The following is a 23,698-nucleotide window of genomic DNA, read 5'->3' on the forward strand; positions in this document are numbered from 1 at the left end:
CAACGACCGTAAGATCGGGCAACCGCACCTGGTTGCTCGGCGTACATTGCAACCCGCAAGACCTCAAGGGTGGCTCAGACACGCCTCAGAAAACCGTCCGGTGAGGCCGTGATCATCAGCTTGTGCTCGATGTCCTTGTCGGTCTCAAAGTGCAGGGGCTGGCCGTCTCGGCCCGTCCGTCCGGTGGTGTTCAGCGTCTCGATGTATTCCCAGACCGCTGTCTTGGGATTGTTACCTTTGCCCCATGGACGATCGGCGCACATGTCCGCGGGAAGATTCTCCACGCCGCTGTCCCAAACCACGCAATACCCCCCCCTGGACGTCAACGGGGCATACAGTTCAAGCTCCTCCAGAACATGCGCGTGGGTGTGATTGGAGTCCAGGAACACCATGACACGCTCATAGCCATCGGCATGCGCATAAATCGCCTCCGCCGACTCCCGCGAAATGGACGACCCCTCGAGCAAATGGATCATGCGTCGCAGCGGATGGGCATCCAAGCCTTCGCGGTTATGCGCTCTTATGTCGATATCGACGCCGACGACCTTGCGCCGGCTCGCCTTCGGGTCGATCACGGTTCCGGCTTCGACTGCATCGCAATAATCGAGCAGCGCCAACATCGAGGCGCTCATGATCAAGGATCCGCCGTGAGCAATGCCGGTCTCGACGATCAGGTCGGGGCGGCACGCCCAGATCAATTCCTGGATGGCATAGATGTCCTGAGGCACCTGAATGATCGGCCGTCCAAGCCAGCTGAAATTCTGCGCGTAGCGATGCCGGATGGCCTCGCGAATCCAGATATTGCTCAGCCCGATAAAATCTCGGTCTTCACCGGCATCGCGGATATTCGACGCTACGAAATTGCGAAACTGTTCAGCGGGGTCCATCTCGTCTCCAATTGGCGCGCATTCCAAGGCGTCCTGTCGGCCCGGGCAGGCCCCTGCAGTAAGGCGAGCCGGCAGCAACGCACAAGCCGGATGATTCAAGGGCCAGGCGCGACTCGGTCACTGTCGGGCGGAGAGGGGTAGGACCCCCGGTGGCGATGGCGGCTACCGCGACGTCAGCAATGGTTGTCGACAGGCACTTGCCGCCATCTGGAATCGACGAAGCCGCCGTCCGTCCGGCTCATCATCAGGCCCACACAAGCGAGTCTCCCTTAAGTCAATCAGGTGATTCCCTGGGGCTTCTGGCAGATTCTGATGCAGCGTCATTCACCGTTTTCATCTGTAGCGCCATGCAAATCGGCGCATGCAGAAGCCCGGAATAAGGCATGAAAGTCGTTATCCTGGCGGGCGGCCGCGGCTCGCGACTGGCCGAGGAAACCTCGGTGCGGCCGAAGCCGCTGGTGGAGATCGGCGAAAAGCCGATCATCTGGCACATCATGAGCATCTACGCCCATTTTGGCTTCAAGGACTTCATCGTCTGTGCCGGCTACAAGGGCTACCAGATCAAGGAATATTTCGCGAACCTCGTTCTGCACCACAGCGACGTCACGGTAGATCTCGGCCGGAACCTGATCCACTATCACCAATCGGACAAGCTCGATTGGCGCGTCAGCGTGATCGACACCGGTCTCGACACTATGACAGGCGGGCGGCTGAAGCGCGCCAAGCCGTATCTTACGCCGGGCGAGCCCTTTTGCATGACTTATGGCGATGGGGTCGCCGACGTGGACGTGGCCCGCGAAGCTGCGTTTCATCGCGCGCACGGGCTCAAGGCGACAATGTGTACCGTGGCACCACCCGGCCGTTTCGGCACGGTCAATATCGAGGGCGAACGCGTCTCGGCCTTCGTGGAGAAGCCCACGGCCGACACGCAACGCATCAATGGCGGCTTCTTCGTCCTGCAACCGGAGGTGCTCGATCTCATCGAGGGCGACGGCACGGTATGGGAGAGCGGGCCGCTGAAACGGCTGGTCGCCGAAGGCCAACTCGCCTCCTTTCGCCATGATGGCTTCTGGCGTCCCATGGACACGCTGCGCGAGCGTATTCACCTCAACGAAATGTGGAATGCCAGCGCCGCGCCATGGAAGGTTTGGACGTGACCGGATTCTGGACCGGCCGCCGCGTCCTCGTCACCGGTCATACCGGCTTCAAGGGCGGCTGGCTCTGTCTGTGGCTGGAACGCCTAGGGGCGCAGGTGACGGGCATTGCCCGCGCGCCCGAGACCGAGCCGGCGCTTTATTACCTACTTGGCCCCTGGAACGGCCAAGACCATCATCTCGCCGACATCCGCGATCTCTCGGCGCTGGCGCCGCTGGTAAAAACGGCGCGCCCGCAAGTGGTGTTTCATCTGGCTGCCCAGCCGTTGGTGCGGCGGTCCTATGCCGAGCCGGTCGAGACCTTCGAGACTAATGTCATGGGCACAGTGAACCTTCTTGAGGCCATACGTGGGGCACCGGATGTGCAGGCGGTGGTGGTGGTGACCACCGACAAGGTCTATGCCCATCGCGATGATGGTCGTCCGTTTGACGAGGACGACCGGCTCGGCGGCAATGCCCCCTACAGCTGCTCGAAGGCCTGTGCCGAACTCGTCGTCCAGGGTTTCCGCGACAGTTTCTTCGGTTCGGGCGGCCCGGCACTGGCCACCGCCCGCGCCGGCAATGTGGTCGGCGGCGGCGACTGGTCGGAGGATCGGCTGGTGGCCGATTGCGTGCGTTCGCTCGAAGCGGGGAGGCCCGTCCATCTACGCGCGCCGCGCTCGACCCGGCCCTGGCAGCATGTGATTGAGCCGCTGGCGGGCTATCTGAAACTGGCGCAGGCGCTGACGGAGGAGCCGGCCCGCGCGCCGCAGGCTGTGAATTTCGGTCCGGACCCGGATCAGTCCGCCACGGTAGCCGAGATGGCGGAGCGGCTCGCCGCCGCTTGGGGCGCTGCCGAAGCCTGGCTTGCCGACGAGGGACCGCATCCGCCCGAGGCGAAGGCGTTGCGTCTGCGCTCGGATCGCGCCGCCGAGGCACTGGGCTGGCGACCCCGCCTATCGCTGGACGAAACCCTTACCTGGACCGCCGACTGGTATCGCGCTCACCGCGCCGGTGCCGACATGCGCGAATTCACGACGACGCAGATTGCCGCCTATGAAGAGCGGGCGTCGCGATGAGATTCATTGAGACGAAGGTGGCCGGCGCCTGGGAGATCGAGATCGAGCCACTCTCCGACGAGCGGGGTTTTTTTGCGCGCGCGTTTTGCGCGGAAACCTTCGCGGCGCGAGGGCTGATGGATCGATTCGTTCATGCCGACATTTCCTTCAACCCCTCCCGGGGCACGCTGAGAGGGATGCATCTCCAGGCTCCTCCGAGGGCTGAGATCAAGCTCGTTCGCGCCGTGCGCGGCCGAATTTTCGATGTCGCCGTGGATCTGCGACCGCAGTCGCCGACCTATCTCGGCCATGCCGCCGTCGAACTCGACGCGAGCCGCTGGAACGCCCTCTATGTGCCCGCCGGCTGTGCCCACGGGTTCCTTACCCTCGAAGACGATTGCGAGGTCCTCTACCTCGTCTCCGAGATCTACGCCCGCGACCTCGCCCGCACCTTCCGCTGGAACGATCCCGCCTTCGGCGTGAACTGGCCGGCCGAACCCCAGATCATCTCGGCCCGTGATGCCAATGCAGAGGACTTCAAGCCATGAACGCTCCCTTCGATCCCGCAAAGCTGCCTGCCAGCGCGCCCACCACAGTCATGGAGGCGCCGTCCGATGTGACGCTCAGCATCTGCGTGCCCACCTACAATCGCGCGCGCTTCCTCGAACATCTCTTTCCGCATCTGGCCGAGGCGAGCCAGGCCTTCGACTTCACCTATGAAATCGTTGTCTCGGACAATGCTTCGCCGGACGATACGGCCACCGTGGTCGAGCGCTTCCAGGCGGACGGCTTGCCGATCCGCTATTTCCGTCAGGAAGAGAACAAGGTTCTTTCCAATCTCCTCAGCGCCTTCCACCACGCGCGGGGACGCTATCTCGTCTATCTGGCGGATGATGATCTGATCGTACCGGAGGCGCTGGCCGACAACATCCGCTTCATGCTGGCCAATCCGGAGATCCGGGCCTGCTACACCCCGTGGGACATCTACGACGATGTGAACAAGGCCTCGCATCAGTTGTTTTATCAGCTGGATAGCGAGCTCGCTGTCTTCCATCCCGGTCAGGAGGTGGATCTGCTCAACATGCTCGTCAAAAATCACATCATCCCGGAGATCGCGATCTACCGGGCCGATGCCGTGCGCTGCATCGTCTCGGCACCACGCTTCTGTTACTGGGCGTTCAGCTACCTCGCCGCGATCGCCGCGCAAGGGCCGATCGCCTTCCGGCAGATGCCCTACTACCGCTCGGTGACACTGTCGCCCGTCATGCCCAACCGGTCCCAGGAAGGGACCGCCGACAACCTGTCCAACTGGGACAGCTTCCGAGGTGGCATCGAATATATGATCTTCAGCCTACTGCGCCGGCACAACGTAACCCCCGACGCGGAAGTACGGCTGGCGTTCCGCGACATGGTGGACAGCTTTCTGCAATTGCGTATGCGCGTGACCTTGAGACTGTGGCTGGGCCGCCGGGATTATATCCGCGCCTATGAAATCCTCTGCCGCCTGAACTATCTCAACCCCAACGCGATCGAGGGGATCGACAATCTGGAGAAGCTGTCGCCGTTGATCATGGCGCAGACGCTGGCGCGCCTCGCCAACGGCATCGCCGGAATCGACCGCGTAGTGCTGGCCGGTATCGGCGACAGCGATGCCGTCGGGACCATGTTGCGGGATCTGGGGCTGGAGGAGCGTATCCGGGTTGAAGCCGCCTCGGATGCGCCTGACGAAGGCGCCCGGACTGGCTGCCTTGTCTTCATTGGACAAGAGGATCTGCGCCAGGATTTTTTGGATCAAGGCTATGAACCTGGGCTCATCGTCAGCGAAAGGAATATCAGCGCCAACATTCTGATCTAAGCGAACCCTTGCCCGCTGGCCGAAGGCCTCTTCCACGCTCTCACAAGCGGACGCGTTTCCGCTTGCCGCCGCGGCTAAAGTCGAGCATTGACCGACCAGCCGCCTCGGTGGCGCTGGACCGCATTGGAGGCGAACGAGTGAGATCCACCCGACGCAAAGGAGCGATCTGGTGAACTGCAGGCACTGCGGCGGCGCCCTTCGTCTGCCGTTTCTCGATCTCGGCAGCGCTCCGCCCTCCAACGCCTACCTCACCGAGGGGGCGCTGCTGGAGCCGGAAATCTGGTTTCCACTGCGGCTGCTGGTCTGTGGCAGCTGCTGGCTCGTGCAGACCGAAGATCACGCCGGCCGCGCCGCACTGTTCACCGATGACTACGCCTATTTCAGCTCGTTTTCGTCTTCCTGGCTGGCGCATGCGAAGCGGTATGTGGAAGCGATGATGGCACGCTTCGGCCTCGGAGCGGAAAGTTCGGTCGTCGAGATCGCAGCCAATGATGGCTATCTCCTGCAATATGTCGCCGCCGCCGGTATCCCCTGCTATGGAATCGAGCCGACCGCCGGCACAGCCGCATCGGCGCGCGTCAAAGGACTCGAGATCATCGAGAGCTTCTTCGGCAATGCGCTGGCCGAAACCTTGGTTGAGCAGGGCCGACAAGCCGACCTCATAGCGGCAAACAACGTGCTGGCGCATGTCCCGGACATCAACGACTTCGTGGCAGGTTTCGCCAGGTTGCTGAAGCCGAGTGGCGTCGCGACATTCGAGTTCCCGCATTTGCTAAGTATGGTGCAGGACAAGCAGTTCGATACCGCCTACCACGAACACTATTCCTACTTGTCACTGACAGTGGTGGAGCGAATCTTCACCCTCAGCGGACTGTTGGTTTTCGACGTCGAGGAACTGCCGACCCACGGTGGCAGCCTGCGGGTGTTCGCCCAGCGCCGCGATACCGCCACCCATCCCGTGTCCGCTTCCGTTGTGGCGCTACGGGAGCGGGAAGCGAACGCGGGCATGAACGACGCCGATTTCTATCGCGGCTTTCAGGTCGCGGCCGAGCGGGTCAGGGACGATCTGACGCACTTCCTGATCGATGCCAAGCGCCAAGGCCTGACCGTTGGCGCGTACGGCGCGGCGGCCAAGGGCAACACTCTTCTCAACTTCGCCGGCGTGAAACGCGACCTTCTGCCCTATGTCGTGGATAAGAACCCGGTCAAACAGGGACGATTCATGCCCGGCAGCCGCATTCCGATCGTCGCGGAAGCTCACTTGCGGGCATCGCGGCCAGACCGTGTCCTGATCCTGCCCTGGAACCTCGCCGATGAGGTCATGGCCCAATTGGCTTACATCCGCGAGTGGGGTGGCGCCTTCGTAACTGCCGTGCCGAGGATGAACCTTATCTGACGGGTCGCGGAGAGATGCTGTCGGCGCAAGCCCAGCGCATCCGAGTCAGAGGACGCTTACGACGCGACGGTTCGCGTCTCGTCACGCCGGTGCGACGTCTGCCATGGTTCAGATCCGACCGAGGGGGCGAGGCTTGGGTCGTCGGGAAAGCAGGCGCGAAAATGACCAATGCTGCCCTTCGATCGGCTTTCGGAGAGCAGATGCGCGCTGTCCCTCCTTCCCGCTTCTTGCGGGTCCGCGCGTAAGCTGGAGAGGAACCAGGCGCGCGAATCGCGCCCCAGAGCTGCGACAAAATCACGGCGCTGGCGGGGGTAGTCGGCCAATCGTGCATAGGTCTCGGCGAAGACGCCCAGCGTTTTCGCGGGCGTGCGCGACCTTGCCATGTCGGCAGCCGCCGCGGCTCCCAGCTTCGCCACCTCGCCGGCGTTTTGCCGTATCCGGTCGAGCAACGACGCGCACTGGGCGACATCCCCCACGACGAAGCCGTTACGGCCATGGCGCACGATACTTCGTTCGGCCGGGTTATCCCACACGATGGGCGTAGCTCCCATCGACATGGCTTCAACCAGTGCGTTCTCGCCCGTGCCGTAGTGGCCTGGGCTCAGGAGATAAAAGAAGACGTCGATCCCTTTCAGGACCGCACGCGGATCTTTGGCATAGCCCTCGAACCGAATTCTCTCGGGATATCGCATAGCGGCGGCGCGGGCCGCGACCTCCCCCGTTGGGTCAAGGTGACCCCACATGGAGACGCGAACGTCACCGTCCATCGTATCGATCACATCGAAGATAGTCGGGTGCATTTTGATGAAATCGAGCGTGCCGAGATAGCCATAGCGCAAAGGGTGTCGGGGACTCACCCGGCGCTTGGGCGAGGCGAAGCCGAAGCCCGAATTGGCGATGCCGAACGCCTCCGGGCGTGCCTCCACCAACGGCAAGAGATTGGTCGCTTCCAGTGAGCAGGGAGAGGTGAAGAGCGTACGATCCGCCTCAGCCAAAAGGCCGGCCGGAATGAGCGGCTGCCCAAGACCCGAAATATGGACCCATAGCGCCAGACGCATCGCCGGGAGGGGTGTGGTGGCGAGCGAATGATAGACACGGGGATGGTTCCACCATTCCACTTGCACCACATCCGCCGCTTCGACCAGATCGCAAAGCCGCTTGCTGCCGGGGCGGACAACAATGTGCCCGCCGGCCTCCGCGATGCGCCTGACGAAGGTAGTGTCGCGCGGCTCTTCCAGGAGAACGTATGTATGGCACAGGTGACGCCCTCCGTCCGCAGGCTCGTCTCGGCTGGCTTCGGCCAGCACGGCGTGGGCCTTGCCGACGCCGCCACCAAGATGAGCGCAGATGTGGAGGATGTTCACTCAGCCGCTTCCAATATCGGCCGCCGTCCGCCGGGCGCCGCGATCGCAGGATCGAGCGTGACCTCTGCTTTGAATTTGGCCAGAAGCTCGACTCGATAGGGATCGATATTGTCCGGAAGGCAGTGACTGAGTTGGCCGCAACCGCTGCAGACGTTATTTTCGCAACGCTTGCCTTCAAGGTGCTGCAGGCGCAGCGCGTTCATAGCGTTGGAATTCCAGATCGCCTTCATCGACGTCGTCCTGACGTCGCCAATGATCAGCTTGCGCCCCCAGTCGAGAAAGCAGGAACTGACGAGCCCATCGGCATTCACCGAATAACCATAGAAAATGTAGGGACAGGTCTGCGTCGTCGCGACCGGCTGCTGGTAGATTCCTTGGGTGATCTTGACTCCCGTGTGGGCTTCGATGTCGAACTCCGGCCAGCATGGCGCGAAGTTTTCAATGAAGATGCGATCGCAATGGTCGCCGAAGGTGTCAAAGAATTCCTGCCGCTGCGCCTCGGTGATCAGCTCGCCGGGGATCTTGACCACCACTTCGCACTGACCCTTGTTGGCGTAGAGCCATTTGACGTTCTGCACGAATGTCTCGAAGTCGAAATCGAAGCCGGTGAAGCGCCTGTATTGCTCGCGCGTCATGCCGTCGACGGAAATGTTGATCTTGTCGAGGCCGGCTTTCAGTACCGGGCCGAGGCGGTCCGGGGTCAGGAAGGTTCCGTTGGTGGTGGTGTCGATATAGTCCACATACCCGCTCGCCTTGGCATAGGCGATCATGTCGGCGAGGCGCTTGTTCAGGAACGGCTCGCCGTCCTTATATAGCCGCAACACCTTGATGGGCTTGCTGAACTCGGCGAGATCGTCGACGATCTTCGTGAATACGTCGAACTTCATGGCGCCCTGGTAGCGACCGGTCTCGCGGATCATGTCGCGATGACCGGTGGGGCAGAACGTACACTGGAAATTGCACGAACTGGCGGGATCGACGAAGACGACGAAGGGCGTCTCGAGCGGAATGACGGTCTCGAGCGCCGTCCGGTCGTCGAGGTTTATGCGCGGCTTGATCTCTGCCTTCATGAATTCAGACTTGTCCTCAGTTTCCGGCCGACACCAGGTTGCACACTCCGACGACCACCGTCGGATCTCCTGGCCGCGGCTCGGCGGCGCCAAATTCCAGCAGGTCACGGCGCCCCATTGCGTCCGCCACGCGCTCGGCGAGCTGCCGAACGGTAACGGCGCGACCAGAGCAGATGTTAATTGCGCCAGGCTGGCCTGTGTCAACCACCTGCGCCACCATGGCACCGGCTGCGCGGACATCGAGAAAATCGCGTAGCTGCGTGCCCGATGAGAGCCGGGCCACCTGGCCGCGATCGATCTGCTGGCGGACATAAGCGGCGAGACGACTGGGGTGCTCCCCCTCGCCATAAAGATAAAACAGCCGCGCCCATGAGAACGTGGTGCCGGTCCCGGCGAAAAAAGGCTGGAGGATCTGGAGTAGGGCGAGCTTTGCCGTAGCGTAGAGTGTCGTTGGTCCGAGCGGCGAGTCGCTGCTCAGATGCGCAGATGGCAGCGCATATTCGAAGCAGGTCCCGATGCCGATGACGTGGCCGACACCGGCAGACGCGGCCCCACGCGCCAGCGCCAGGCTGCCACGAACGCAATCGAGGTTTTCCGGCGCGTGGAGATAAATGCCGGGGGTCGCAAACCATGCCGCATGGATGATGGCGTCCACCCCGGCGCTCGCCTTAGACCAGAACGCCGGCTCTTCCGCGAACAGGTCCTCGGTCTCGATAATGTCGGCTTCTGCGGCCAGCCGGCCGCCAGTGCCAGTGCGCAGCACCACCCGCACGCTGTGGCCGTTCTCGCTCAACGCGCGGTGGATTTGCCGTCCGACGAAGCCAGTGGCGCCAGTGAGCAAAACTGTCTTGGCGGGAAGCGAGCCCGGCCGCATTGAGGCGGGACAGTCGGTATCGGGCCGAGGTTCAGTCTGCATGGCGGCGCTGCCGTTCGCATTGCTGTATCGTGATCACACTGCCACCGGTCAGATGGCTCATGGTGGGAATCACTGTGGCCACCGCACAAGCGCCACAAGGTTTGCGGCAGGGAGCGCGTTCAGGGTGCCGTTCGGTAGACTGCGGCGACAAAAGCCGCAGATTGATGACGCCGTATAGCCCGCCGAGCCTGGGAACTCCAGGCGGAGCGGTCAAATGCGCGAGAAAGGGATTGGGCCGAGGTGCGACAGCGTAATTGGGAGAACCGGCTGTCGCGGCTGCGCGAAGAAGGGTGGGTGGCGTGACCTCTGCTTGCCCCGCTGCATCCCCCGGTCGCGATGGCCGGGTCAGCCGACATTTCGACACCATGCCTGACTCCAGCGGAGCTTCTGCTTTGCTCCGGGCGGTCAATGCTGCCGCGCCCGGCGGCAGTCCCGTGGTGCCCGGCAACCGTCCGCTCTGGCTCTATGGTGCCGGCGATCTGGGCAAGCTGGCCCGCAGTCATCTCGATGCGGTCGGCCAGCCCGTCGCAGGCGTTGTCGATCGTAACGCCGAGGCGCATGCAAACGATCCGGCCTGGGCCGGCATCCCGGTGCACGCACCCGAGACCGTGCCGAAGGAGGTGAAGGCGAAGGCGTTGCTCGCAATCTCCATCGTCACAAGCCCCTACGCGCCTTTGCACAAAGTGCTCAACGACCAGGGCTGGGCCACCATCGTGCCCGTCTATGACGTGGCCGAGGCCTTCCGCGACCGCCATCCACTGAGCAATGGCTGGTTCGCCTCTCGGCTCTCCGAGCGAGAACTGGCAGAAGCCGGCGTGGTGCTGGCGGCCTTCGCCGACGATGCTTCCCGAGCGCATTACCTGCGCTTTGCCGCCTGGCGTCTCGGGCGGCAGGAGTGGGACTTCGCGGGTGCGCCGGTGGTCCCGCGGGAGCGCTTCTTCATCCCCGAGATCAAGGCGGCCCTGCGCCCCGACGAACGCTTTCTCGATGCCGGCGCCCACCATGGCGGCGTGACCGCCCGCCTGCTGGCGGAAACCGAAGTTGCCTTCTCGACGGTCTGGGCCGTGGAGCCCGACGAGGCCAGCCGGGCCGCGCTTCGATCCTATGTCGAAGGGCTTCCTCCGCAGCTGCGGGACCGCATCCATGTCGTCGACGCCGTGCTTGGTGCGCGGCGCGAGCCGGTCCGCTTTCATGATGGTCTCGGCTATGCATCGCAGATCGCCGTTACAGGTCAGGTTCTGCGCTCCAGCGAGCCCTTGGACGACCTGGACCTCGACGTGACGTTCATCAAGCTGCATCTGGAGGGGGCGGAGCTCGCCGCTCTTATCGGCGCGCGGGAGACGTTGCACCGGTGCCGACCGCTCGTCGCGCTGACTGTCTATCACGATGCTGCCGGCCTGATCGAGACGCCGCGCTGGCTAGTGCGGAACCTGCCCGATTACGCAATTTTCATGCGCACCCATGCCTGGTGCGGCACAGGCGCCGTGCTCTATGCCCTTCCCAAAGAGAGGCTCGTTCCATGACCGTATCGGCCGCCGCCAATCGTTTCGTCATGGATCTCGGCATGAACAATGGCGACGACACTGCCTACTATCTCGCCAAGGGGTACGATGTCGTTGCGCTGGAGGCGAACCCGCGACTCGCCTTCGCCGGTCGCGCACGGTTTGCCCCCGAAATTGCCGCCAAGCGTCTGACGCTCGTCGAAGCCGCAATTTGGAAGACGTCCGGCATCGTGACCTTCCATGTCAATGACGACAACGATCATTGGAGCAGCATCGAGCCCGGTTGGGCGGGGCGCGACGACACGGCGACCCACCCGGTGGAAGTGCCCGCCGTGACTCTCGGCGACCTGTTCAAGCGCCATGGCTCGCCGTTCTACCTGAAGATCGACGTCGAGGGCGTGGACGGGCTGGTGCTGGACCAATTGCGGGAGCAACCCACCAAGCCTTCCTATGTGAGCGTCGAGGATTGCCGCTTCGGCTTCGACTACATCGAAACACTGGCCGCTGCTGGGTATGACGGCTTCAAGCTGCTGGATCAGTCTACGGTGGGGGAGATGCGGGATACAGAAATCGACTACGATTTTCCCGCGTCATCCTCGGGACCGTTCGCCGAGGATGTGCCGGGCCACTGGTTGGCCAAGCGGGAGTTCGTTGAGCTCTATGCGAGGACGGTCCGCGACCATTCGGGGCGCCGTCTCGCACCGAGGACAAACTGGTGGGATATCCACGCGGCACGGCTCTGAAGCCGGAATCGACGCGAACGACCGCGAGCCGTTCGGTCCTGCATCAGAACTTCGTCAGGATGACCGAGCGCGTAGCCTTCAGCTACAATGGGAGAGAAGATCGCATTCGACCGCCACCGCCATCCCCCCCCCTCGCGCCAGGAGGGACGGAGGCCGCGCCCATTTGACCCGGCCGACCGTAAAACCATGTCTGCCGAACGTCACGCAGGGATACGTCCCCTTGGTCCGGACGCGAAGGTTCAGCGTCACACCAGCCTGTCATGCGACCTGACATCAGGCGCTTGCCGTCGAACTGGGGTCGTCGGCCCCGGTGTCTTTCCCAATCTGCCGTCCGACACGGAGCAGGCAGCGATCGCATCGGAGCCATCCGCCATGCCGCCTCCGAAGCGACAGATGTTCTCCTCAGGAGCGGAGCCGTTCTCGCCGGCACTTCCGCCGACCTCGTCATTTTCGCGGTGTTGTTTCGCAGTCGATTGGACCGGTCCGCTCGGTTCGCGGTACGCCGAAAGGCGATGGACGGGGCGGGGCAAGCCGCGCATGGTGCGGCCATCAGGAGCGGCGACCGGGTCTGACGATCATGGCAGTAGCGACGCCGTGATGTGTGCCCAACCGCTGATCGCAAGTCGGACGTGGACCATGCCGTGGCTCCAGGCCATCACCGCCCCTCCAGGACATCGGGAGTCCGACCAGTGAAAAAGCTGCTCTTCATCATTCCCCCCTATTTCAACGCGAACGACTATCTCGACAAGCATCGCGCGGCCGTGCTTCCCGCCTTCACGATCCCCTACGGGATCCTGTCGATGGAGGCCTATCTGGTGGAACATTGCGTCCAGCTTGGCGACATGCGGTTGCTGGATCTCAATGTCACCCTGAAGCGGCTGGTGGAAACGCGGACGGTCGATGCCCACGAGGCGGTTTTCAATGCCGAACTGCAAGCCGTTCTGGAGGAGTTCCAGCCCGATATCGTCGGCATTTCGGCGCTGTTCAACTCGTCCTTCGGATATATCCAGCGGCTGGTAAAAGTCGCCAAGGATTTCGACCCCGGCATCCTCACAATCGCCGGCGGCGGGTTGCCCTCGGCGGCCTACAAGTTGATGCTCGACACCTGTCCGGATCTCGATGCCATCTGCAAGGGCGAGGGCGAACTGCCGCTCAAGGCGCTGATCGATTCAGACGATCAGGCGCAGGTCATCGCGAACCACCGTGCCTGGATCGACCGGCCGTCGATTGCCAGGGGCAAGATGCCCGCCCACGATTTCATCGCCGATCTCGACGACATTCCGCCGATGAACTATTCGATCATCGATCTCGACAACTACAACCAGCGGGGGATCGACAAGCGCTACACCGACCAGCCGAAGCGGGAAATGGCGATCCACACCTCGCGCGGCTGTCCATTCCTGTGCGTGTTTTGCTCCAATCCCTCGCTGCATGGCCGCGATGTCCGCTTCATGTCGGTCGAACGTGTGGTCGCGGATGCCAGGCGCATGCGCGACGATTTCGGCATGACCGTTCTCATGCTGGAGGACGACCACTTCTTCCATGACAAGGAGCGCGCCAAACGGCTGCTGCGGGAGCTGGCGACGCTCGACATACGCTGCGAGTTTCCCAATGGCGCCGCAGTCTATGCGATCGACGACGACATGGCTGAACTGCTGGCCGCAGCTGGGGTCTCGGCGGTGGCATTGGCCGTGGAATCGGGGTCTAACCATGTGCTCAACAACATCATCAAGAAGCCGCTGAAGAAGAAACTGATCAGGCCCGCGGTCGAAGCCTTGCGCAAGCACGGTGTGCGATCGCATGTGTTCATCGTCACCGGCCTGCCCGGCGAGCTTGACGAGCACCGCCAGGAAACGCTGGAGATGCTGCTGGAAAACGGGTTCGACTGGATCCATGTCTATCTGGCGATCCCGATCTTCGGCAGCAGGCTCTATGATATTTGCGTCGAGAACGGATATATCGAGGACGCCGGCAACGAGAACTTCGTGGCGACCAAGTCGGTGATCCGGGCGCCGGGAATCGACCCGGTGAAGCTCGAGGCCTTTGCCTACGAAACCCAGCTTCGGGTGAATTTCGTCGAGAACTACAACATCAAGATCGGGCGGCATGACATCGCGCTGCACTACATGAAGAACGTTGTCGACAAATATCCCGATCACGGCTTCGGCCACCTGTATGTCAGCCAGTGCTATGCGGCGCTCGGAGACCAGGAGCTGGCGCTGGAGCATGCGGCCAGCGCACGCACCATCTTCGACACCGACGACTGGTGGAAAGCCCTCGCTATCAAGCATGGGTGCGACTATCGGCGCATCATCGATGCGGTCGTCGACGAACAGCCGCTGCCGCCAGTGGCTGGTTTGGCCAAGCCAATCGTGGAAATGGCTTCCGTGTGATGGCGGCTTTCCTGTCCCCGTATTCCTCGGCCGAAGGAGGATCATGTTACCGTGTCCTGTCCCGCGATCGTCGCCCCCCGGCGCTTCGAGGCGGTCCAGGCATCGCTGCGCAGCCGTAACCCGAAGCTTTCATCTCCTCGCATACTTACGGGTCCGATTGCGGCGCATGGAAGAAGAGCTGGCGAACGCGCGACAACGGATCAGCCGCCTGATGACGGTGGTGGAGCGCGGTCTCATCGGAGCGGCCGATCCCGATCTCGCCGCGAAGCTTTCTGCGGAAGCAACTCACAATGACGGAGGACGGGCCGTACCCACTGGGAGTCAGGAATGGTGCACTCGACAGGGTTCGAACCTGTGACCTTCGGCTTCGGAGTGCGACGCTTCATTCGGTTGACCTACAGGGCCTCACCCGGCCGACGATGTCGGACCCGCGTCTATCGCAACGTTCGCGCCGAAGATCGAAAACAGTACCGTCAAGGACCACTTCTGTCCGGATGGTACTTCCGAATTTGGAGCTGATCAATATGGACGAGGCCCGTCGCACGGACCGTCAACTCCGATTGCTGCATACCGATAGACACCAATAGGATATGATAGATTATTATCTATTTATCAATGCGTTATAGCGTATCGTGGCGTGCGTTCGGATACTGCCGGAGGAGCGAAAATCACTCCCATTCGATTGTTTGCGAGTGACATAAGCTATTGTTTTTCCTAAATAAAATATTTTCCAACCTTCATCATACCGTCACGTGCACCGTCAAAAAACGGCGCTGTTGAAATCACTGGCTTTTTTCGAACATTTGCGAAAATCATGCCTTCGCCATCTATCGGAGGCGGTCGGACGAGTTTCCGCAGTGCAGGGCGCTGAGCGACGATTCGTGTCTTTGCACAAAGTACCGTCAAACAACGCATATCACGCGATCGGCGGCCGTGTCATTGCGCTGCGGCCACCCTCCGCCGACCGCGCGACCTTGCCACTGGCCATCGCTCTGGCTATATTACTGGAAATAATTCGGAGCCGATTATGGGAAGTTCACAAAAGCGCGCCATTCAAAATTATCGCTCTCGCCTTGGCGAGCGCGGCCTTGCGCGCTTCGAAGTGCTCGGCCGAGACGCTGATCGCGACCTCATCCGATCGCTGGCCAGGCGCCTGTCCGAGGACACGCCCGAGGCCTCAGAGCTTCGCGCAACCGTCAGCAAGTCGATCGCTGGCGATCCCCCGAAACCTGGCGGCATCCTCGCTGCGCTGCGGCGTTCGCCGCTGGTGAGTGCGGAACTCGATCTTCCGCGCCCCCGTGAAGAGAGACGCAAGGTCGACCTGTGACGCGCTATCTCCTGGACACCAACATCATTAGCAATGTCGTCAAACCGCAACCATCAGACTCGCTCTTGGCGTGGATGTCGACACAACGCGATGAGGACCTGTTCATTGCGTCACTGACCATTGCAGAAATCCGCTGCGGAATGTTGGAGAAGCCATGGGGCAAGAAGCGCGAGGCTCTGGGCAAATGGTTCTCGGGGCCTGAAGGGCCTCAGGCTCTGTTTGCGGGCCGCATCCTGTCGTTCGACGACAAAGCAGGCCTCATCTGGGCGCAGCTGATGGCGGCGGGGAAAGCGGCCGGTAAGCCGCGCGGTGGGCTCGAAATGATTATCGCTGCTGTCGCAGGTGCGAACGACTGCGTGGTAGTAACATACAATGAAAAGGACTTTGTCGGAGTTGAGATCGTCAATCCTATGCGCGGAGCGATCTAGTGCAGAGCCGGTTCAACGAATGCGTTGGGAGATATGATGGCTGAAACCCAAATAGAGTAGACGGAGCCGCAGGCTGTCCAAAGACTTCGAGAACCTGTCGCGCAACGCGCTCGCCTTCCTCAAACTGGCGTCTATCCGCTTCATGATCCGAAGGTTCTGTTTGAAATGAATAACTTTCCGGACCAACTCTAAAGTCCGGCGGGCGTTCCCAATCCGCGCTTCGCCGATATTCTCGCGCGAGGGCACTTCGCGCGGATCGTGCATCCTCCGGAAATGCTCGGGAATGTCGACGGCCGGACAATGCGGCGGCGCAATATTCTTGCAGCGAAAGAACGGCCGTCAGCGTCCCAAAGGCTGGTCCGCGCTGCGGTAAAATCGCCTTGCTTGCTTGATAAAGATCAACGTTCCGTCATGCCGGGCGGATACCATCGCCGCGAAATCACGCCAAGCCGCGCGCTGGGCGGTCGGAGCTAGGTCGTTCTGCCTCGCCGTTAACCGCCCGATCCCCGCCCAAAGGTTCGACGCCATGCAAGCCCTTCTCGACCGAAGTCCACTTCATCGACTTTTCAATCCGGAATCCATCGCCCTGTTCGGCGCCAGCGATGCAAAAAACAGTGTCGGGGCGAAGGTCTGGTCGAATTTGACCACCGGAGACTTCAAGGGCCGCCTCGTTCCGGTCAATCCAAAGCACAAGGAAATCGGTGGAGTGGCATGCTACCGCTCGATCCTCGATGTGCCCGGCGACATCGATCTGGCGGTCATTGCCACGCCGGCGCGCACGATCCCGCAGATCATCGCGGATTGTGGCGAAAAGCGCATCAGAAATGCTATCGTCCTGTCGGCGGGCTTCGTGGAGGCTGGTGCGGAAGGCCAGCGGCTGCATCGCCAACTGCTCGACGCCGCGCACCGCGCGAACATGCGCTTTCTCGGTCCAAACTGCGTCGGGCTTGTCCGTCCCTGGCTCGGGTTGAACGCAACTTTCCTGAATTCCGGTGTGCCGCAGGGCCGTCTTGCTCTGATCTCGCAATCCGGCGCGCTTTGCTCGGCCATCGCCGACTGGGCTGCACCACATCATCTCGGCTTTTCGGCGATCGTCTCACTCGGCAACTCAGCTGACATCGACTTTGGCGATGCCCTGCATTTCCTTGCCGTCGACCCGAAGACCGAGGCGATCCTTCTCTACGTCGAGGGCGTGCGCAATGCGCCGTCGTTCCTGAGCGCGCTACGCGCCGCAGCACGCACAAAGCCGGTCATTGTGTTGAAGGCCGGCCGCCACAACCAGAGTTCGACGGCCGCCCACACCCATACGGGCGCGCTGATAGGATCGGACGAGGTCTTCGATGCCGCACTTGCGCGCGCCGGGGCTGTGCGGGCCCGCACCTTCGGCCAACTCTTCGCCGCGGCCGAGATCCTGTCGGCCAACAAACGCTCGAAAGGCAACAGGCTTGGCATCGTCACCAATGGCGGAGGCGCGGGCGTTCTTGCCGCGGATCGCGCGGGCGACATGGACGTGGATCTCGCCGCTCCGTCGGAGGCCACCGTCACGGCGCTGGACAAGATCCTGCCGCCCTATTGGTCGCGCGCCAACCCGATCGACATTCTCGGCGACGCCGCGCCCGACCAGTTTAAGGCCGCGGTGAAGGCTGCCCTCGCCGATCCGAATTTCGACGGTCTGCTCGTGATGCTCACACCTCAGGCGATGACCGACGCGACTGCGGTCGCGGAAGCGGTTGTTTCGGCCCTCGCCGAAAAACCCACCAAGCCGGTGCTCGCCTGCTGGATGGGCGAAAGCTCGGTCGCCGAGGGACGCTTCCATCTGAGCGAAAACGGCATTCCCGATTTCACCACGCCCGAGCGTGCGGTCGAGGCATTCTCCTATCTGGCCCAGCACTACCGGCACCGGAAGCTGGCGCTGGAAACCCCCGGCCCCGGCAACGCCTTCTCGCCGGATCTGAGCGGAGCGCGGATGATTATCGCCGACGCACTCAGCGAGGGGCGCAGCATGCTCTCCGACATCGAATCCAAGGCCCTGCTGCATGCCTTCAACATTCCGATCAACGTCACCATCGAGGCCGCAACTCCCGCCGCTGCGGTGATCGCCGCCGAGACGGTCGGCTTTCCGGTCGCGATGAAGGTCAACTCGCCTGACATCACCCACAAGTCGGATATCGGCGGCGTACGCCTCAACGTCATGAATGCAGCCGACGTCAAGCTTGCCTTCCGGGAAATCGCCGCGGGGATAGCGAAAACACGCGCCGATGCAGCTTTTCTCGGCGTTACTGTTGAGCGCATGGCCCATGTGGAGGATGCGCGCGAGCTTGTCATCGGAGCCAGCCGCGATCCGGTGTTCGGTCCGACTATCCTGTTTGGAGCAGGCGGCACGATGGTCGAAGTGCTGCGCGACAGCGCCGTCTCGCTACCACCGCTGAACACGGTTCTGGCAAATCGACTGATCAACCGCACACGGGTGTCGCGCCTGCTCGACGCCTTTCGCGACCGCCCGGCGGTGGACCGCGAGGCGGTGGTGGAGGTGCTGTTGCGCATTTCCGATCTCGTCTGCGAATTAGCCGAGGTGACGGAACTCGACATCAACCCGCTGTTTGCCGGTCGCGATGGCGTCATCGCCGTCGATGCGCGCATCGCTATCGCCCGACCGCCGGCGCGCAGCGGTCCGTATGACCATGTCGCGATCCATCCGTTCCCGCGCCATCTCGTCTGGAAGGAGCACCTCGCCGACGGCACTCCACTGACCATCCGGCCGATCCGCCCGGAGGATGCCGAAAGCGAGCAGACCTTTGTGCGCGAACTCTCGCCGGAAGCCAGGCAGTTCAGATTCATGGGCACGCTGAACCAGCTTTCGCAGGAGATGCTCGTGCGTTTCACGCAAATCGACTATCGCCGCGAGATGGCACTGGTTGCGATGACCGAAGGTCCGCGCGGACCACGTCAGCAAGGCGTCGCGCGCTACGTCATCAATCCGGATATGACAAGCTGCGAGTTCGCCGTCGTGGTCTCTGACGAGGTGCAGAAGCAGGGCATCGGCACGCGGCTGATGAAGGCGCTGATGGAAGCGGCGCGCGACGAGCACAGCCTGGCGGTGATGGAGGGCACGGTGCTGGCGCGCAACGCCTCGATGCTGCAACTGATGGCGGAACTCGGTTTCTCGGAAAGTCCCGATCCCGACGACCCCGGGCTTGTCTTCGTCGAGCGGGCGCTCTGAGGCATGCTCGGTATCGTTTCGCACCCCGACTGCCTGGAACACGACGCCGGGCCACTCCACCCCGACACGCGCGGGCGTCTGGACGCGATTTCGAACCAGATGATTTCGTCCGGCCTCGATTTCGTGGTTCGGCATTACGACGCACCGCTTGTCACCCGCGCCCAGCTTGAGCGCGTGCATGAACCGGTCTATCTCGACCGGCTCGAAGCCACGTCGCCCGCCGCCGGCTTGGTGGCGATCGACGGTGACACAGTGTTGTCGCCCGGTACCTTGCGCGCGGCGCAACGGGCGGCTGGCGCCGGTGTCCTCGGCGTCGACCTGATCCTCTCCGGCGAGGCCGGCCCGGTTTTCTGTCCGGTCCGCCCGCCGGGCCACCATGCCGAGGCGGGCGCGGCGCTCGGCTTTTGCCTGTTCAATAACATTGCCGTCGCTTCAGCCCATGCGCTCGATGCGCATGGGCTGAAGCGTGTCGCGATCATCGATTTCGACGCTCATCACGGCAATGGCACGGAGGAAATCTTCAAGCATGACAAGCGGGTTCTGTTCTGCTCATCCTTCCAGCACCCATTTTATCCCTTTACCGGCCATGCATCCGAGACGCCCAACCTCGTCGCTATCCCGCTTGCCGCCAGCGCGACCGGACCGGAGTTTCGCGAAGCGGTTGCCGATCATTGGCTCCCTGCCCTCGAACGCTTCGCACCGCAGATGGTGTTCATTTCGGCAGGCTTCGACGCCCATATTCTAGACGACATGTCGGACCTCTGCCTGACGGAGGCCGACTACGTATGGGTGACCGACAAGCTTCTTGGCGTCGCACGCGCGCATGGCGAAGGCCGCGTGCTCTCCATGCTTGAGGGCGGCTACGAACCCGCGGCGCTCGCTCGCAGCGTCGTCGCGCATCTGAAAGCGCTGATCGGGTGAGCGCCGCGAGCGGTTCCGGTATCCGCGATACTGATCGCCTATTCAATTTCCCGCGCTCGAAGGCGCAGTGCCTCTGACGGTCTGTTTGGCATCAAGGCATCGCCCCTTAGGTTCATCACGCTTTGGCACCTTGCCGCTCGCTTTCGCCATGATCACCGGCGCCCGATATATGCCGCCCGCGACGAGAAGCGCCCAGATCGCGCGGGCGATCTTGTTGGCCAGCGCCCACGCCCGCGACCTTGCATGGCTGACGCGTCATCAGCGACGATCCACAAGGGAAGTTTTACGCCTCTACGGGTCTGATTCAGGGCGTCAACGCGACCGGTGAGTGCGCAGCCGGATGCTCCTTCCCGTCCATCCATCCGACGCGGCTCTGACGCAGGGTTTCGCCGACACGTTCGATGAAAATCGCTTTCAACCCGCGATGTCGTGCAACCTCTAGCCCGGCGCGCGCGCCCCGCACCATAAGTGCCGTGGCCCAGGCGTCCGCGTCCATGCAGCTTTCCCCCAGCACGGTGACCGATGCCGGCGACCCGGTCGCCGGGCCGCCGCGGGCCGGGTCCATGGTGTGGGACAGGCGCCATCCGCCGACATCAAGCCAGTGTCGGTAGTCACCGGATGTCGCGACTGCGCAATCCGCCAGTTCCAGGATCGAGAGCGGCGCGCGTGTCTCGAAGTCGGGTCGCTCCAGCGCCACCGTCCAGGGGCGGCCATCGGAGCGCTGACCGCATGCGCGCATTTCGCCATCGAGCCCCACCAGGGCGTCCGTGATCCCGAAGCGTCCCAGCACCGCCATCATGCGATCGACGGCGTAACCTTTGGCGATTCCCGCCAGGTCCAGCGTCATGAGCGCGTGTTTGCGAACCCGCAACGCATCGCGGTCAAGATCGAGAACCTCATGCGCCAAGGCGTGGGCACTGCCCAGGGCGGCCCGCATCGCCTGTGTGTCCGTATGCTGCGGCCCGAACCCCCAGGCGGTGACGATGTCGCCCATGCCGATATCGAAGGCGCCATCGGACAGCTGCCCGATCTCGAGGCCGCGGGCCAAAACCTCCATCAGTTCGGGAGGGACCGAAACCCATTCACCCACCGGCGCGCGATTGACACACATCAGGTCGCTATCGGGCTTCCAGGTGGACATCTGGCGATCCACCAGGCCCACGCTTTCGGCCAACGCGCAACGGATCGGAACGGGGTCCGTAGCGGGCGATGCATCGAATAGCGCCGACCAGCGGGTGCCCATGGTTGGCCCATTCAGCGCGTGGCGAACCAGATCAGTAAACGTCCTCGGCATAGCGATTCTCCGCTTTCAACATCGCAGGTGTCAAACCCTGCGGGGTCAGGATATCCGTCAGCGCCTCCGCCACCCCCGCAGCCATGTCGCGTCCGCCACAGACCAGCACCTGCGCGCCGTCGGCGATCAGTCGCGCGACCTTCGGGGCGTCCCTTCGCAGCGCATCCTGGACATAGGCCCGCTGCTCCGTCCGTGAGAACGCGGTCGTGATAGAGGCAAGCCGGCCTTCCGTCCGCCAACCGGCGATCTCCGTGCCATAGAGTAAATCGCTGTCGGGGTGCCGGGCGCCGAACCACAGGTGCATCGGCCGGGCGCGCCGATTGGTCCGCGCGAATCCGGCAAGTGGTCCGATGCCTGTGCCAGCGCCGATCAGGATGACGGGCGATCGCCCGCGTGCCGGGCGGAAGCCTGGGTTTCGGCGAACGAAGGATCGGACCATCTGCCCGGGTTGAAGGTCGAGAAGCTGCCCGGAGCAAAGACCGCCGGGGTGCTTCTTCACCACGATCTCGACGAAGCCATCGCCGCGTCCCGAGGCGAGCGAGTAGAACCGGGGCACGGCGGATCCGTCGGGGACGATGCCCAGAAGATCGCCGGGCCGAAAGCCTCCGAAGCCGCGGCCGAGCACGCGCCTCCAGAGCGAGGCCGTGGGCGGGGCGAAGCGCAGGATTGCGGTCGGCGCCTGCACCTCGGCCCCGTAGTCGCGGCGCGAGATCAGGGTCAGCGCCTCTGTCGCCGGCAGAACCGGCTGGTGGCCGAGCTCGAGTTCGATCTCCATGGCGGTGCCGAGCGCCCGGCCCCAGCGGGCGAAATCCTGCGGCGACTGGCGGTCGACCGTGTCGAACGGCAGCAGCATCTTCCTGCCCCGCGCCTCAACCCTCTCGGCAACGGCGCGGGCGAAGGCGCAGTAGGCCGGGAAGCTGCGGTCGCCGAAACCCAGCACCGCGAAAGCTGCGGCGGGCGGCGCTTCGAGCTGCGCGACCCGGTCGAGGAACCCTCTGGCCGATGCCGGCGCATCGCCGTCGCCATAGGTCGCGGCGAGAACGACGATCTGCTGCGCGCGGGTGTAGCGGGCCGGATCGAAGGCCGACATCGATGCAGCATGAACGCTCTGGCCCGCATCCGTCAGCGCCTTGTGCAGCGTCGCGGCAAAGCTCCATGTACTGCCACCCTCGCTGCCGACCAGAATGATTGTTTCGGCCCGGGAAGCTGGCTGGTTGGCACGGATCTGCGGTCTGCTCCGCCGCCCCGCCCACCACAGCACCATCCCGCTTCCGCCCATCACCGGCACGCCGAGAGCCATCAGCCCGAGCACCAGCCCCAGCGTTGCCGCTCCTTTGCCGGTGTGCAGCATGTAGATCGTTTCCGAGAGGCGCTCCCACCCGGTCAGGTCAGCCCAGCCAAGCAGTGCGCCCGTGCCCTGATCGAGATACCCGGTGCCCCGGTCGGTTTTCAGCGTGAAGACATCGGTTGCGTCGCCGGGATAGGGAAAGCTCAGTTCGCGAAGTTCCGCGGTCGGGGTTCCGCCGAGCAGGTCGATCGCACCGATCTCCACGCCGGTTTCGCCGCTCATCTCGGACGGGACGGCAAGCGGCACACCGCCGTCGGGTAAAAGATCGAAGGTGGAGGCCGTCATCCAGAGCGCGGTGGCTGAAGAGAGCGCGAGGCCCAACACCGCGACGCGGGCGATCTCCACATGCAGGCGGCCTGGCATCGGACCGCGCAGCGGGGAGAACCAGCGGCGCCACCTACCTGCCCGCCGCGCGACCAGAAGCGCCCCGGAAACCGAAAGGACGAGCATCGCCAAAGCGGCCGCCGCCATGGCGATGCGTCCGCCGTCTCCAAGGAACAGGGACCGGTGCAGGTTGGTCAGCCAGCGCTCGGTCTGATTGGGGTCAGCCGAAGCGATCCCCTCTCCCGTGGCCGGATCGATGACTGCGGCGCCCGGCGTGCCGGCGTCGAACCAGTAGGCGGTGATCCGGCTGGACGGTGCGCGGCGGATCTGCTCGACGCCAGGATAGACAGCCTGAATGCGCGAAGCGAGGTCGGCCACGGTCAGACCGGCTTCTGCCTGCGGCGCAGCGAGGCGCTCCGCCGCCGGAAAGACGGACAGCGCCGCCCCGCTGAGCGCCAGAACGGTGATGAGAGCCAGAGCCACGAGGCCCGGCCAGCGATGGAGCACCCGGAGCATGAC

At 63.2% G+C, this 23,698-nt stretch carries 19 protein-coding genes and 1 pseudogene; 14 read left to right on the top strand and 6 right to left on the bottom strand.

Annotated features, from left to right (window positions below; all coding sequences use genetic code 11):
- Window positions 1-74: 74 nt before the first annotated feature.
- Window positions 75-887, bottom strand: coding sequence for a cephalosporin hydroxylase family protein (locus tag VQ045_RS09170; protein ID WP_331829899.1), 813 nt, complete (start codon window positions 885-887; stop codon window positions 75-77).
- A gap of 383 nt (window positions 888-1,270) precedes the next feature.
- Here VQ045_RS09170 and rfbF point away from each other — a divergent pair, with 383 nt between their 5' ends.
- From rfbF to VQ045_RS09195, 5 genes are all read left to right on the top strand, one after another.
- Complete coding sequence (rfbF, locus tag VQ045_RS09175) at window positions 1,271-2,044, top strand: glucose-1-phosphate cytidylyltransferase (protein WP_331829900.1); 774 nt, start codon at window positions 1,271-1,273, stop codon at window positions 2,042-2,044.
- On the top strand, window positions 2,035-3,099 hold the full coding sequence (gene rfbG, locus VQ045_RS09180; RefSeq protein WP_331829922.1) for a CDP-glucose 4,6-dehydratase: 1,065 nt from the start codon (window positions 2,035-2,037) through the stop codon (window positions 3,097-3,099). Before rfbF ends, rfbG begins: the two co-directional genes overlap by 10 nt.
- Window positions 3,096-3,626: a dTDP-4-dehydrorhamnose 3,5-epimerase gene (gene rfbC, locus VQ045_RS09185; protein WP_327646725.1), complete on the top strand. Its 531-nt coding sequence runs from the start codon at window positions 3,096-3,098 to the stop codon at window positions 3,624-3,626. Before rfbG ends, rfbC begins: the two co-directional genes overlap by 4 nt.
- Complete coding sequence (locus tag VQ045_RS09190; protein ID WP_331829901.1) at window positions 3,623-4,933, top strand: glycosyltransferase family 2 protein; 1,311 nt, start codon at window positions 3,623-3,625, stop codon at window positions 4,931-4,933. Before rfbC ends, VQ045_RS09190 begins: the two co-directional genes overlap by 4 nt.
- Before the next feature lie 169 nt (window positions 4,934-5,102).
- Window positions 5,103-6,329 (top strand): class I SAM-dependent methyltransferase, encoded by a 1,227-nt coding sequence (locus tag VQ045_RS09195; protein ID WP_331829902.1) that lies wholly within the window; start codon window positions 5,103-5,105, stop codon window positions 6,327-6,329.
- Window positions 6,330-6,385: 56 nt separating this feature from the next.
- Here VQ045_RS09195 and VQ045_RS09200 read toward each other — a convergent pair whose 3' ends face one another.
- From VQ045_RS09200 to VQ045_RS09210, 3 genes are read right to left on the bottom strand one after another with little or no spacing between them, the layout of a single operon-like run.
- Complete coding sequence (locus VQ045_RS09200) at window positions 6,386-7,693, bottom strand: glycosyltransferase (protein ID WP_331829903.1); 1,308 nt, start codon at window positions 7,691-7,693, stop codon at window positions 6,386-6,388.
- The gene (locus VQ045_RS09205; protein WP_331829904.1) at window positions 7,690-8,763 is read right to left on the bottom strand and encodes a radical SAM protein; all 1,074 of its coding nucleotides are present in this window, start codon (window positions 8,761-8,763) and stop codon (window positions 7,690-7,692) included. The genes VQ045_RS09200 and VQ045_RS09205 overlap by 4 nt, the downstream gene beginning before the upstream one ends.
- A 16-nt stretch (window positions 8,764-8,779) precedes the next feature.
- Window positions 8,780-9,679, bottom strand: coding sequence for an NAD-dependent epimerase/dehydratase family protein (locus tag VQ045_RS09210; RefSeq protein WP_331829905.1), 900 nt, complete (start codon window positions 9,677-9,679; stop codon window positions 8,780-8,782).
- 392 nt (window positions 9,680-10,071) lie between these two features.
- On the opposite strand from VQ045_RS09210, the gene VQ045_RS09215 reads away from it, so the two are divergent.
- The 9 genes and pseudogenes from VQ045_RS09215 (at window position 10,072) to VQ045_RS09255 (ending at window position 20,213) form a co-directional block, all read left to right on the top strand.
- Window positions 10,072-11,202 (top strand): FkbM family methyltransferase, encoded by a 1,131-nt coding sequence (locus VQ045_RS09215; protein WP_331829906.1) that lies wholly within the window; start codon window positions 10,072-10,074, stop codon window positions 11,200-11,202.
- Window positions 11,199-11,924 (top strand): FkbM family methyltransferase, encoded by a 726-nt coding sequence (locus VQ045_RS09220; RefSeq protein ID WP_331829907.1) that lies wholly within the window; start codon window positions 11,199-11,201, stop codon window positions 11,922-11,924. Before VQ045_RS09215 ends, VQ045_RS09220 begins: the two co-directional genes overlap by 4 nt.
- 689 nt (window positions 11,925-12,613) lie before the next feature.
- Window positions 12,614-14,317: a B12-binding domain-containing radical SAM protein gene (locus tag VQ045_RS09225; protein WP_331829908.1), complete on the top strand. Its 1,704-nt coding sequence runs from the start codon at window positions 12,614-12,616 to the stop codon at window positions 14,315-14,317.
- A 166-nt stretch (window positions 14,318-14,483) separates the two neighbouring features.
- Complete coding sequence (locus VQ045_RS09230) at window positions 14,484-14,675, top strand: hypothetical protein (protein ID WP_331829909.1); 192 nt, start codon at window positions 14,484-14,486, stop codon at window positions 14,673-14,675.
- 669 nt (window positions 14,676-15,344) lie between these two features.
- Window positions 15,345-15,644: a hypothetical protein gene (locus VQ045_RS09235; RefSeq protein ID WP_327646734.1), complete on the top strand. Its 300-nt coding sequence runs from the start codon at window positions 15,345-15,347 to the stop codon at window positions 15,642-15,644.
- Window positions 15,641-16,072, top strand: a complete 432-nt coding sequence (locus tag VQ045_RS09240) for a type II toxin-antitoxin system VapC family toxin (protein WP_327646735.1) — start codon at window positions 15,641-15,643, stop codon at window positions 16,070-16,072. Before VQ045_RS09235 ends, VQ045_RS09240 begins: the two co-directional genes overlap by 4 nt.
- 61 nt (window positions 16,073-16,133) lie before the next feature.
- A pseudogene (locus VQ045_RS09245) lies at window positions 16,134-16,241 on the top strand (IS5/IS1182 family transposase); the annotation flags it as partial.
- 357 nt (window positions 16,242-16,598) lie between these two features.
- Complete coding sequence (locus VQ045_RS09250) at window positions 16,599-19,292, top strand: bifunctional acetate--CoA ligase family protein/GNAT family N-acetyltransferase (protein ID WP_331829910.1); 2,694 nt, start codon at window positions 16,599-16,601, stop codon at window positions 19,290-19,292.
- A 3-nt stretch (window positions 19,293-19,295) separates the two neighbouring features.
- Window positions 19,296-20,213: a histone deacetylase family protein gene (locus tag VQ045_RS09255; RefSeq protein WP_331829911.1), complete on the top strand. Its 918-nt coding sequence runs from the start codon at window positions 19,296-19,298 to the stop codon at window positions 20,211-20,213.
- A gap of 304 nt (window positions 20,214-20,517) precedes the next feature.
- On the opposite strand, the gene VQ045_RS09260 is transcribed toward VQ045_RS09255, so the two are convergent.
- Both VQ045_RS09260 and VQ045_RS09265 read right to left on the bottom strand, forming a co-directional pair.
- Window positions 20,518-21,507: an FAD:protein FMN transferase gene (locus VQ045_RS09260; RefSeq protein ID WP_331829912.1), complete on the bottom strand. Its 990-nt coding sequence runs from the start codon at window positions 21,505-21,507 to the stop codon at window positions 20,518-20,520.
- Window positions 21,488-23,695: a PepSY domain-containing protein gene (locus tag VQ045_RS09265; RefSeq protein ID WP_331829913.1), complete on the bottom strand. Its 2,208-nt coding sequence runs from the start codon at window positions 23,693-23,695 to the stop codon at window positions 21,488-21,490. Before VQ045_RS09265 ends, VQ045_RS09260 begins: the two co-directional genes overlap by 20 nt.
- Between the last annotated feature and the right edge of the window lie 3 nt (window positions 23,696-23,698).

This window comes from Aurantimonas sp. E1-2-R+4, from assembly GCF_036549515.1.
Taxonomy (GTDB): domain Bacteria; phylum Pseudomonadota; class Alphaproteobacteria; order Rhizobiales; family Rhizobiaceae; genus Aurantimonas; species Aurantimonas coralicida_A.

What these genes read in the sequence shown, in the direction of transcription:
- VQ045_RS09170 (WP_331829899.1), bottom strand. Translation starts at nt 887, where the DNA reads ATGGACCCCGCTGAACAGTTTCGCAATTTCGTAGCGTCGAATATCCGC.
- rfbF (WP_331829900.1), top strand. Translation starts at nt 1,271, where the DNA reads ATGAAAGTCGTTATCCTGGCGGGCGGCCGCGGCTCGCGACTGGCCGAG.
- rfbC (WP_327646725.1), top strand. Translation starts at nt 3,096, where the DNA reads ATGAGATTCATTGAGACGAAGGTGGCCGGCGCCTGGGAGATCGAGATC.
- VQ045_RS09190 (WP_331829901.1), top strand. Translation starts at nt 3,623, where the DNA reads ATGAACGCTCCCTTCGATCCCGCAAAGCTGCCTGCCAGCGCGCCCACC.
- VQ045_RS09205 (WP_331829904.1), bottom strand. Translation starts at nt 8,763, where the DNA reads ATGAAGGCAGAGATCAAGCCGCGCATAAACCTCGACGACCGGACGGCG.
- VQ045_RS09210 (WP_331829905.1), bottom strand. Translation starts at nt 9,679, where the DNA reads ATGCAGACTGAACCTCGGCCCGATACCGACTGTCCCGCCTCAATGCGG.
- VQ045_RS09220 (WP_331829907.1), top strand. Translation starts at nt 11,199, where the DNA reads ATGACCGTATCGGCCGCCGCCAATCGTTTCGTCATGGATCTCGGCATG.
- VQ045_RS09230 (WP_331829909.1), top strand. Translation starts at nt 14,484, where the DNA reads ATGGAAGAAGAGCTGGCGAACGCGCGACAACGGATCAGCCGCCTGATG.
- VQ045_RS09235 (WP_327646734.1), top strand. Translation starts at nt 15,345, where the DNA reads ATGGGAAGTTCACAAAAGCGCGCCATTCAAAATTATCGCTCTCGCCTT.
- VQ045_RS09250 (WP_331829910.1), top strand. Translation starts at nt 16,599, where the DNA reads ATGCAAGCCCTTCTCGACCGAAGTCCACTTCATCGACTTTTCAATCCG.
- VQ045_RS09255 (WP_331829911.1), top strand. Translation starts at nt 19,296, where the DNA reads ATGCTCGGTATCGTTTCGCACCCCGACTGCCTGGAACACGACGCCGGG.
- VQ045_RS09260 (WP_331829912.1), bottom strand. Translation starts at nt 21,507, where the DNA reads ATGCCGAGGACGTTTACTGATCTGGTTCGCCACGCGCTGAATGGGCCA.
- VQ045_RS09265 (WP_331829913.1), bottom strand. Translation starts at nt 23,695, where the DNA reads ATGCTCCGGGTGCTCCATCGCTGGCCGGGCCTCGTGGCTCTGGCTCTC.